This is a genomic window from Actinoplanes sp. NPDC051633 (genome assembly GCF_040681735.1).
Lineage (GTDB): Bacteria > Actinomycetota > Actinomycetes > Mycobacteriales > Micromonosporaceae > Actinoplanes.
Map to the genome: position 1 here is coordinate 1 of NZ_JBFAZH010000171.1, position 9,771 is coordinate 9,771.

Genomic DNA, 9,771 nt, shown 5'->3' on the forward strand with positions numbered 1-9,771 from the left:
ACCCGGGGTCGGCATCACCGCGGGCGGCGCCGCCATCGGGTTGACCTTGCCGGAGTCGGACGGGCCGAGCCCCGGCCCGAACGTCACAAAGCCGATAACTCCACACAAAGCCGCCTGACCGGTAGCGAGGGCGATCGCGACGCGCACTGTGCGTCGGCGAGAAGCCACCCCCGTAACCCGTCCCGTCACAATGGCGGACTTTATGTCAAACGATCGATATACGCGAGCGTCACCGGCCGGTGAAGCCGGGTTTCCGCTTCTCCACGAAGGCCGTCGTGCCCTCCACCCGGTCCTCGGTGGCGAACAGCCCGGCGAAAAGCTGGCCCTCCCAGGCCAGGCCGGACGCGAGGTCCATGTCGAGGCCGCCGTCGATGGCCAGCTTGGCGGCCCGCAGGGCCAGAGCGGGACCCGTCGTGTACGGCCGGACGAGCTCCACCGCGGTGGCGTAGACGTCCGCGGCCGGCGCGACCCGGTCGGCCAGCCCGATGCGCAGGGCCTCCTCGGCGCCCACCATCCGGCCGGAGAAGATCAGGTCCTTCGCCCGCGCCGGGCCGACCAGCCTGGCCAGCCGCTGGGTGCCACCGGCGCCGGGGATGATGCCCAGCTTGATCTCCGGCTGGCCGAGCTTCGCGTCCTCGGCCACCACCCGCCAGTCACACGCCAGCGCCAGCTCACAGCCGCCGCCCAGGGCGTAGCCGTTGACCGCGGCGACCGTCGGCTTCCCGAGCCGGGCCACCGTGTCGAAGGCGCCGCTCAGGCGCTGCGCGTCGACCGACATGCTCTGGTACGTCTGCGCGAGGAACTCGTTGATGTCCGCGCCGGCCGCGAACACCTTCTCCCCGCCCCAGATCACCACCGCGCGCACCTCGGCGTCGGCGGCGGCCTGTGCCACCGCTGCCCGCAGCTCCTCCTGCACCTGCTTGCTCAACGGGTTCATCGGCGGCCGGTTCAGCCGGATCGTGCCGATGCCGTCCGCGGTCTCCAGATTGACGAATTCGCCGTCCACAGCCCCACCACCACTCACAGATCGCGTTTCGGGCCAGCCTAGGCTGAAGGCCGGGAGGGGTGATGATCACCTACTACAAGGACCGCGACGTGCTGATCACCTCCGACCGGGTGCGGATCGCCGGCCACGAGTGGGCGCTGGACGATCTCGCGCAGGTGTGGCACCGGCGCGGGCGCCGGCTGTGGGGCAAGGTGGCCGGTCGCGGCGCCCTGGCCCTCGCGATGCTGGTCCCGGTCGGCCTCGGCGCGATCGGGGTGCTGCTGGCCCTCGCGCTGCGCTCCTCCGCCGGGATGACGGTCGCCCTGGCCGGCGGCGGGATCCTCGTCGGACTGATCGCGCTGCCGCTGGCCGACGTGCTGCTCGAGCGGGTCGACCGGTCCTACGACCGGGGCAGCCGCAACCTGGAGATCTGGGCCCGGGTGCGGGGCGCCGACGTGCTGCTGCTGGCGACCGACAACCGGCAGCGCTTCGGTCAGATCTACCGAGCCCTGCAGCGCGCCCTCGAGGGCGGCCCGATCATCCGCTGAAGATTGCCCGAAACTCCCTCCTGGATCGCCCCGAACAGGGACGATCAGGGAACCATGAGAGCAACACAGGTTCGACCCACGGGCACCGAGCGGACGTTCGGCGAGGACGAGATCATCGTCACGAAGACCGATCTGCGCGGCGTGCTGACCTATGCCAACGACGTCTTCCTGCGCATCTCCGCGCTGACCGAGGACGAGGCGATCGGCCAGCCGCACAGTCTGATCCGGCATCCCGACATGCCCCGGGCCGTCTTCAAGCTGCTGTGGGACACGCTCAAGGAGCGCAAAGAGCTTTTCGCGTACGTGGTGAACCTGGCCTCCGACGGTGCCCACTACTGGGTCCTCGCGCACGTGACGCCGTCGTTCGACGCGCACGGCAAGGTGGTCGGGTACCACTCCAGCCGGCGCAAACCCGAGACGGCGGCGGTGGCGGCGGCCAGTGACCTCTACGGCAAGCTGCGGGCCGAGGAGCGCCGGCACTCGAGCTCGCCGGCCGCGCTGGACGCGAGCTGGCGGATGCTGCAGCAGACGCTCGCCGACCGCGGCCAGACCTACGAGCAGTTCGTCTGGGAACTGACGAACGGGGTGCCCTCATGATGCGGCGTACCGCGGCCGGGGCCGTCGGCGGCCCCGACAACGAGCACGTGCTCAAGCTGATCGAAGAGGTGTGCCGCAAGGCCGCGGCCGGCGACTTCGAGGTGCGGCTGCCGTCGCTCGGCGACTCCGATCAGGCCAGGGCAACGCGTACCGCGCTGAACGGCCTGCTGGACAACACCGACGCGTTCGTCCGCGAGTCCGGCGCCGCCCTCGAGGCGGCCGCCGAGGAACGCTTCCACCGGCGCTTCCTGACCCGCGGCATGCAGGGCGCCTTCCGCAACGCGGCCAAGCAGATCGCCGAGTCCAGCCACCAGATGAGCGTCACGGCGGGCCGGGTCAACGAGGCCGCCAGTGCTCGCGTGGCGCTGGCCGACGAGCTGGAATCGGCCGTGCTGACCGTTTCCGAGCAGGTCGCCACCGCGGCCACCGAGATGGGAGCATCGGCGAACGGGCTGGCCGACTTCGCCCGCGAGGCGGTCGCCGACGCCGAGCGCGGCCTGGACACGGTCACCTCGCTGCGCAACGCCTCCGACCAGATCCGGCACGCGGTCGACCTGATCAACCAGGTCGCCTCGCAGACCCGCCTGCTGGCCCTGAACGCGACCATCGAGGCGGCCCGGGCCGGTGAGGCGGGCCGCGGCTTCAGCGTGGTGGCCGGCGAGGTCAAGACGCTGGCCAACGAGACCAGCAGCTCCAGCGAGGAGATCATGGGCCAGGTCAACACCGTCCAGCAGGCGGCCGCCGACGCGGTCGCCGTGCTGGAGGCGGTGACCGGCAGCATCCGCGAGATGAGCGGGCTGGTCAACGGCATCGCCTCGGCCGTCGACGGCGGCCACGACTCGGGCACGGCGGGCCTGTCCCGGCTGGCCGAGGTGCTGCGCTCGGAGGTCCACCGCTTCGTGGCCAGCGCGCGGGGTTAGCCGGCGTAGAGGGCTTCGATGTCGGCGCGGGTCGGCAGGGACGGGTACGCGCCGAGCTTGCGCACGCACACGGCCCCGGCGGCCGACGCCCAGCGCACCGCGTCCGCAAGGTCCCGCCCCTCGCCCCAGGCGACCGCCAGCGCGCCGCAGAAGGCGTCCCCGGCCGCCGTGGTGTCGACGACCTCGACCGGGAACGCCGGCACCTTGACCGAGGCGCCGTCCCGGTCCGCGTACCAGGCGCCGGCCCCACCCAGGGTCAGCACCACCCGCGGCACCACCTCGAGCAGCTCAGCCACGTCGGGCTCGTGGGCGCCGGTGATCGCCCGCGCCTCGACCTCGTTGACCACCAGCAGGTCGACCGCCGCCAGCAGATCCGGCGGCAGGGCCCGGGCCGGCGCCGCATTGAGCAGCACGCTCGTCCCGCCGGCCTGCGCGGCGCGCGCCGCCTCGGTCACCGTGGCGACCGGGATCTCCTGCTGGCACACCAGCACGTCGGCGCCGGCGATCAGCGACTTCTCGGCGTCCGAGAGGTTCACGAAGGTGCGATTGGCGCCGGGGCTGACCAGGATCGAGTTCTCCCCCGCGCGGTCCACCATGATGACCGCCACGCCGGAGGTGCCGTAGCTGGTCCGCATCGACGACACGTCCACCCCGGCCGCGGCCAGCCGCGCGTTGATCGTCACGCCGAACGAGTCGGAGCCGATCGCCCCGAGAAACGTGCACTCGCCGCCCGCCCGGGCCGCCGCGATCGCCTGGTTCGCGCCCTTGCCGCCCGGCGTCATCACGAAGTCGTCGCCCAGCACCGTCTCGCCGGGGCCGGGCAGCTTGGCGGCCAGCCCGACCAGGTCCATGTTCGCGCTGCCGGCGACGACGATGCGGGGCGTGGTCATCAGGCCGCCCGGGCCGTGTACCGGTCGCCGTTGCGCTGCACGACCAGCGACAACCCGAAGGTCTTCGAGAGGTTCTCGGCGGTCATCGTCTCGCCCAGCAGACCGGCCGCCACCACCGTGCCCTCGCGCAGCAGCAGCGCGTGGGTGAAGCCCGGCGGGATCTCCTCGACGTGATGGGTGACCAGCACCATCGCGGGCGCATCGGGGTCCTCGGCCAGCTCGGCCAGCCGGCCCAGCAGATCCTCGCGGCCGCCCAGGTCGAGCCCGGCGGTGGGCTCGTCGAGCAGCATCAGTTCGGGGTCGGTCATCAGGGCGCGGGCGATCTGGGTCCGCTTGCGCTCCCCCTCGGACAGGGTGCCGAAGGTACGGTCGGCCAGCGTGCTCATGCCCAACTGCGCCAGCAGTGTCCGGGCCCGGGCCACGTCCTGGGGGTCGTAGCTCTCACGCCAGCGCCCGACGACCGACCAGGCCGCGGTGACGACCACGTCGAGCACCCGTTCCTCCGGCGGGATGCGCTCGGCGAACTGCCCGGTGGTGAGGCCGATCCGGGTACGCAGCTCGGTGATGTCGGTCCGGCCCAGGCGCTCACCCAGCACCCAGGCGACGCCACGGGTCGGGTGCAGCCGGCCGGAGGCGAGGTTGAGCAGGGTGGTCTTGCCGGCGCCGTTCGGGCCCAGCACCACCCATCGTTCGTCCAGCTCGACCTGCCAGGACAGGCCGCGCACCAGGTGGTTGCCGGAGCGGATCACGCTCACCTTGTCGAACGCGATAACGGTGTCTTCATCGGGCGGTGTCACGACGGAGGCCTCAGGCACGGAACCATCCAATCACGCCGCGTGGGACTAACCTGTGGTCGACCCGAAGACCTCGTCGCGGACCGCTTCCAGGGCCAGCCGCAGGGCGCCGTGCAGCACCGGCTCGACCGCCACCTGGCCCGGCACCACCCGCGGCGAGACGAGCGTGATCGCGGCCACCTCGCGGGCCACGCGGTCGGCGAGCTCGGCGCCGCCGGCCTCGCCGATCGCGCCGGCCAGCACCACCAGCGGCGGGTCCAGCACGACACAGATGGACGCCACGCCGAGGGCCAGTCGCCCGGCCAGCTCGTCCAGCACCGGCGCACCGGCCTCGCCGGCGGCCACCGCGGCCCGCACCACGTCGGCCGCCTCGGCGCCGCGGAACCCGTACTTGCGGCCGATCGCCTTGGCCGCGTCGTTGCCGACCAACGCCTGGAAGGCACCCCGCACGCCGCGCCGGGCGACGTCGCGCGGGACCTCCGCGCCCGGGACCGGCAACCAGCCGATCTCGCCGGCCGCACCGGTCGCGCCGTGGTGCAGCTTTCCGTCGATCATGGTGGCGAGGCCGACGCCGCGATCCACCCAGATCAGCGCGAAGTCGCTCTCCCCGACGGCCGCGCCGTTGTGCGCCTCGGCGACCGCGGCCAGATTCACGTCGTTGCCGAAGGCGACCGGGACGCTCAGGTCGCGGCGGAGCTCGTCGAGCAGGCCCTTCTGCCACCGCGGCAGGTCGTACGCGTACGAGATCTCGCCGGTCTTCGGATCGACCAGGCCGGGCGTGCCCAGCACGACGCGGCGCACCGAGGACGTGTCGGCACCGGCCCGCCCGGCGGCCTGGACCACCGCGCTGTGCACCACGCCGACCGGGTCGTCGGTGTCCTTGGTGGACTGCTCGACGCGGCCGACGATCGTGCCGGTGATGTCGGCGCAGGCGGCCGTCACCTGGTCGGGCCCGACCTCCACGCCGACCACGTGCGCGCTGCCCGGCGTCACGGCGTAGAGCTGGGCGTTCGGCCCGCGCCCGCCGGCCTGCTCGCCGACGCGCCGGACCAGCCCGCGCTCCTCCAGCCGCTCGACCAGCTGAGAGGCGGTGACCTTGCTGAGGCCGGTCATCTCGCCGAGCTGCGCACGGGTCAGCGGTCCCCGGCTCAGCAGCAGCTCGAGTGCCGCTCGGTCGTTCAGCGCACGCAACAACCGGGGCGTGCCCGGGAGACGAGTGGCGGCCATGCTGTTCCCCTTTGTTTCCGGTCGGACGGTCCGGCGGCCATCAGGTAAGCGGCAGCGTAACGGTCATCACGGCCGAGAATATTGCAGTCTGCCTGTCAATAGTCTCGAGCGTCGTGATCACGCGCACACTTGAACACGTTCAACAACTGTCGTACCGTCGAGACGACCACAATTGAACGTGTTCAAGAAAGGTGCCGATCGTGGACCACAAGGTCTGGATGTACCTGGCCTACCTGCTCATCAGCGTCGGGCTCACGGTGTGGGTGGCCACCACGCTCTCCCGCAACGGGCTGGTCTTCCTGGAGGACGTCTTCGCCGACGGCAAGCTCGCCCGGGCCGTCAACCAGCTCCTGGTGATGGGCTTCTATCTGCTCAATCTCGGGTATGTCGCGGTGGCCATGCGGTCCGCCGCGGCGGTGCCCAGCGCCAGCAAGGCGCTCGAGACGCTGTCGATGAAGATCGGGCTGGTGCTGCTCGTCCTGGGCGTCCTGCACTTCTTCAACGTCTTCTTCCTCAACCGGTACCGTCGCGGCCGCCTGCGCCAGCAACAGACCCGGCCGCCGCTCCCGCCGGCCGGGCGCCTGCCGATGCATCCCCCGTCGGGCCCACAGGGAGGGAGCTGGCCCAGCCATCCCGCCGTCCCGGACCGGCCCATGCCCCATCCGGGGACGACGCCGCCTCCCGCGCCGGCGTGATGGAGAGCCCCGAGCGGATCGGGTCGTTCACAGTGCTCTACGACGAGGGCTGCCCGATCTGCCGCGCGGCGCACCAGTGGCTCGCGGGGCGCGCTCAGCTCGTACCCCTGGCATTTGTCGCGGCCGGGTCGGACGAGGCCCGCGCTCGCTTCCCGGGCCTGGACCACGCAGCGACCCTGCGTGATCTCACGGTGGTCGCGGACACCGGCGCGGTCTACGTGCACGACGGAGCGTGGCTGGCCTGCCTGTGGGCGCTGTCCGACTACCGGGGGATGGCCGAGCGGCTCAGCTCACCCCGCCTGCTGCCCGCGGCGCGGAAGTTCATCGCCGCGGCGGCCGCAGTCCGACGTCAGACCCGGGGGGCGGGCTACGGTGACGCATGTGACGACGCCTGCCGATGACGCTGTGCCGACGCCGGCGGCCGCACCTCCGGAGCAGGCCACGCCCCGCAAGGGCAGCGCGCGAGGCGAACAGACCCGGCAGCTGATCCTGGAGACGGCGCTGCGGCTGTTCCGCGAGCGGGGGTACGCGGAGACCACGATGCGCGTGATCGCCAAGGAGGCCGGGGTCGCCGTCGGGAACGCGTACTACTACTTCGACTCCAAGGAACACCTGATCCAGGGGTTCTACGACCGCAATCAGGCCGCGCACCGGGCCGCCGCCGAGGCGGTGCTGAGCGCGGAGCACGACTTCGCCGCCCGGTTGCGGGGGGTGCTGCACGCCGGCATCGACGTGAACGAGCCGTACCACTCGTTCGCGGCGACGTTCTTCAAGACCGCGGCCGAGCCGACGTCGCCGCTCAGCCCGTTCTCGCGGGAGTCGTCACCGGCCCGCGAGGCGGCCATCGCGATCTTCCGAGACGTGGTCGAGGGGTCGTCGGTCAAGCTCGACCCCGAGCTGCGGCGTGAGCTGCCGGAGCTGCTCTGGCTGGCCTGGATGGGTGTGGTGCTCTTCTGGGTCTACGACCGGTCGCCCGGCAGCCGTCGCACTCGGCAGCTCATCGACGGCGCGGTGCCGCTGATCGACCGCCTCGTGGCGCTGTCGCGGCTGCGCGTGCTGCGGCCCGCGCTCCGGCAGATCCTCGCGCTGATCGAGACCATCCGGTAGTTACTCTGCGCATCCATCGCGCAATTACTCTGCGCTACACAGGTGGGGGATTCGGCCTGTCCGAACGGATGGTTTGCTGACCGGGCCCTTTCGCCGCGTAGTTACCGCCACGTAGCGTCATGACGGCAGGTGGATCTGGGGACGTCACCGGGATTTCGAACTTCGGGACCAGTTCGAACGCCCAGTGACACAGGTGAGCCGGGCACGCGGTCGATCTCGGGAGCGATCAGCGGCGTGCCCGGCTTATCGTTTCTCTTGGGAGCCGCCCGGTACCGCGGCCGCGGCCCCCTCACTTCTCCTCTTCGGGCCGCGGCCGCCCACCGTCCCAGAGTGGTAGCCCACCCACCTTTGCCGGCCGCCGACGCGTGGCTGAGCTACCACTTCCGCTCCCGCCGCCGCGCCGAACCCCAAAGTGGTAGCCCACCCACCTTTCGCGCTCCCCGACGCGTGGCTGAGCTACCACTTTCGCTTGCGTCGCCGGGCCGAGAGCCGCAGTGGTAGGCCAGCCACCCTTGTCGGCCGTCGACGCGTGGGTGGGCTACCAGTTTTTGCTTGGGGTGAAGGTGCGCAGGCGAAGGCTGTTGAGGACCACGAAGACCGAGCTCAGGGCCATGGCGGCGCCCGCGATCATCGGGTTGAGCAGGCCGGCGGCGGCGAGCGGCAGGCCCGCCACGTTGTAGGCGAAGGCCCAGAACAGGTTGCCGCGGATCGTGCCGAGCGCACGGCGGGACAGGCGGACCGCGTCGACCGCGGCGGTCAGGTCGCCCCGGACCAGGGTCAGGTCGGACGCCTCGATCGCCACGTCGGTGCCCGCGCCCATCGCCAGCCCGAGGTCGGCCTGGGCCAGGGCGGCGGCGTCGTTCACGCCGTCGCCGACCATCGCCACAACCTTGCCGCCGCGCTGCAGGTGTCGGACCGCCTCGACCTTGCCGGCCGGCGAGACCTCGGCGATCACGTCGGTGATGCCGGCCTGCTCGGCCACCGCTCGCGCGACCGGCTCGGCGTCCCCGGTCAGCAGGATCGGGTCCAGGCCGAGGCGACGCAGCCGGCGCACGGCTTCGGCGCTGGTCGGACGAACCGGGTCCGAGAGACCGATCTGCCCGGCCACCTCGCCGTCGACGACCACCTCCACCCACGTCAAGGCGGCGGCCTGTGGACGGTCACCGGAAACTGTCACACCCGGGCGGTACATTCCCACCCACCCAGTGCCCGGGGTGGGGGCGGTGGCGGCGGCCGCGCGCCGCACTTCGATCTTGCGATCGCCGACGCGGGCGGTCACGCCGACACCGACGGTGGCTTGGAAGTCGCGCGCCGCCGGGAGCGGCCCGGCCTCGCGGGCGGCGGCCGCGATCGCCCGGCCCAGCGGATGCTCCGACGCGACCTCGGCGGCTCCGGCCAGCCGCAGCACCTCTTCCGCGCCGTGCTCGAGAGCCGGCCCGGACAAGGCCGAGTCGCCCTCGACAACCGAGGCCGAGTCGCGCTCAACGGCCGACCCCGATGTGACCGCGCCACCCTCAACCGCCGGCCCGGCCGGTGTCGGTCGGGTCGCGGCCGGCTCGGGCTCATCGGCGGGGGCCGTGAAAGCAGCGCCCGGCCGCACCGCGGCCACCTTCATCGCTCCGGTGGTCACCGTGCCCGTTTTGTCCAGGAGGATCGTGTCGACGCGGCGGGTCGACTCCAGCGCGGTCACCCCCCGGATCAAGATGCCCAGCTGCGCGCCCCGGCCCGTGGCCACCAGCAGGGCCGTCGGCGTGGCCAGGCCCAGCGCGCACGGGCAGGCGATGATCAGGACCGCCACGGCTGCCGTGAAGGCGGCCGTCGCGCCGCCGCCCGTGCCGAGCCAAAAGCCCAGCGTGCCCAGCGCCAGCACCAGCACCACCGGCACGAAGACACCGGCGATGCGGTCGGCCAGGCGCTGCACCGCGGCCTTGCCGTCCTGCGCCGCCTCCACCAGCTTCGCCATCTGCGCCAGCTGCGTCTCCGCGCCGACCCTCGTCGCCCGTACCAG

The 9,771-nt window shown here is 72.2% G+C and carries 11 protein-coding genes; 6 read left to right on the top strand and 5 right to left on the bottom strand.

Annotated elements, in window-relative coordinates; genetic code table 11:
- Nucleotides 1–229: 229 nt before the first annotated feature.
- Nucleotides 230–1,006 carry an enoyl-CoA hydratase-related protein gene (locus tag AB0M20_RS12715; protein ID WP_364297474.1) on the bottom strand — a complete coding sequence of 259 codons (777 nt, stop codon included), beginning with the start codon at nucleotides 1,004–1,006 and terminating at the stop codon, nucleotides 230–232.
- 62 nt (nucleotides 1,007–1,068) lie between these two features.
- Here AB0M20_RS12715 and AB0M20_RS12720 point away from each other — a divergent pair, with 62 nt between their 5' ends.
- From AB0M20_RS12720 to AB0M20_RS12730, 3 genes are read left to right on the top strand one after another with little or no spacing between them, the layout of a single operon-like run.
- Nucleotides 1,069–1,533, top strand: a complete 465-nt coding sequence (locus AB0M20_RS12720; protein ID WP_364297476.1) for a DUF6232 family protein — start codon at nucleotides 1,069–1,071, stop codon at nucleotides 1,531–1,533.
- Between the two features lie 54 nt (nucleotides 1,534–1,587).
- Nucleotides 1,588–2,130, top strand: a complete 543-nt coding sequence (locus AB0M20_RS12725) for a PAS domain-containing protein (protein ID WP_364297478.1) — start codon at nucleotides 1,588–1,590, stop codon at nucleotides 2,128–2,130.
- Nucleotides 2,127–3,050, top strand: a complete 924-nt coding sequence (locus tag AB0M20_RS12730) for a methyl-accepting chemotaxis protein (protein ID WP_364297480.1) — start codon at nucleotides 2,127–2,129, stop codon at nucleotides 3,048–3,050. The genes AB0M20_RS12725 and AB0M20_RS12730 overlap by 4 nt, the downstream gene beginning before the upstream one ends.
- On the opposite strand, the gene AB0M20_RS12735 is transcribed toward AB0M20_RS12730, so the two are convergent.
- The 3 genes from AB0M20_RS12735 to AB0M20_RS12745 are packed head-to-tail and all read right to left on the bottom strand — an operon-like array spanning nucleotide 3,047 to nucleotide 5,961.
- Entirely contained in the window at nucleotides 3,047–3,940 is an 894-nt protein-coding gene (locus tag AB0M20_RS12735) for a ribokinase (protein WP_364297482.1), read from the bottom strand. The genes AB0M20_RS12730 and AB0M20_RS12735 overlap by 4 nt on opposite strands.
- Nucleotides 3,940–4,755: an ABC transporter ATP-binding protein gene (locus AB0M20_RS12740; protein ID WP_364297484.1), complete on the bottom strand. Its 816-nt coding sequence runs from the start codon at nucleotides 4,753–4,755 to the stop codon at nucleotides 3,940–3,942. Before AB0M20_RS12740 ends, AB0M20_RS12735 begins: the two co-directional genes overlap by 1 nt.
- A gap of 27 nt (nucleotides 4,756–4,782) precedes the next feature.
- Nucleotides 4,783–5,961: an ROK family transcriptional regulator gene (locus AB0M20_RS12745; protein WP_364297486.1), complete on the bottom strand. Its 1,179-nt coding sequence runs from the start codon at nucleotides 5,959–5,961 to the stop codon at nucleotides 4,783–4,785.
- Between the two features lie 200 nt (nucleotides 5,962–6,161).
- Here AB0M20_RS12745 and AB0M20_RS12750 point away from each other — a divergent pair, with 200 nt between their 5' ends.
- Genes AB0M20_RS12750 through AB0M20_RS12760 form a run of 3 tightly spaced genes read left to right on the top strand, consistent with a single transcriptional unit; the run spans nucleotide 6,162 to nucleotide 7,763 of the window.
- Entirely contained in the window at nucleotides 6,162–6,656 is a 495-nt protein-coding gene (locus AB0M20_RS12750; protein WP_364297488.1) for a hypothetical protein, read from the top strand.
- Nucleotides 6,656–7,057 (top strand): DCC1-like thiol-disulfide oxidoreductase family protein, encoded by a 402-nt coding sequence (locus tag AB0M20_RS12755; RefSeq protein WP_364297492.1) that lies wholly within the window; start codon nucleotides 6,656–6,658, stop codon nucleotides 7,055–7,057. Before AB0M20_RS12750 ends, AB0M20_RS12755 begins: the two co-directional genes overlap by 1 nt.
- 4 nt (nucleotides 7,058–7,061) lie before the next feature.
- On the top strand, nucleotides 7,062–7,763 hold the full coding sequence (locus AB0M20_RS12760) for a TetR family transcriptional regulator (protein ID WP_364297494.1): 702 nt from the start codon (nucleotides 7,062–7,064) through the stop codon (nucleotides 7,761–7,763).
- 538 nt (nucleotides 7,764–8,301) lie between these two features.
- Here the strand turns inward: AB0M20_RS12760 and AB0M20_RS12765 are convergent.
- Nucleotides 8,302–9,771, bottom strand: a 1,470-nt coding sequence (locus AB0M20_RS12765; RefSeq protein ID WP_364297490.1) for an HAD-IC family P-type ATPase, incomplete at its 5' end; no start/stop codon positions are given.

Excerpts from the sequence above, each read along its gene's own strand:
- AB0M20_RS12720 (WP_364297476.1), top strand. The coding sequence starts at position 1,069 with ATGATCACCTACTACAAGGACCGCGACGTGCTGATCACCTCCGACCGG.
- AB0M20_RS12725 (WP_364297478.1), top strand. The coding sequence starts at position 1,588 with ATGAGAGCAACACAGGTTCGACCCACGGGCACCGAGCGGACGTTCGGC.
- AB0M20_RS12730 (WP_364297480.1), top strand. The coding sequence starts at position 2,127 with ATGATGCGGCGTACCGCGGCCGGGGCCGTCGGCGGCCCCGACAACGAG.
- AB0M20_RS12735 (WP_364297482.1), bottom strand. The coding sequence starts at position 3,940 with ATGACCACGCCCCGCATCGTCGTCGCCGGCAGCGCGAACATGGACCTG.
- AB0M20_RS12745 (WP_364297486.1), bottom strand. The coding sequence starts at position 5,961 with ATGGCCGCCACTCGTCTCCCGGGCACGCCCCGGTTGTTGCGTGCGCTG.
- AB0M20_RS12755 (WP_364297492.1), top strand. The coding sequence starts at position 6,656 with ATGGAGAGCCCCGAGCGGATCGGGTCGTTCACAGTGCTCTACGACGAG.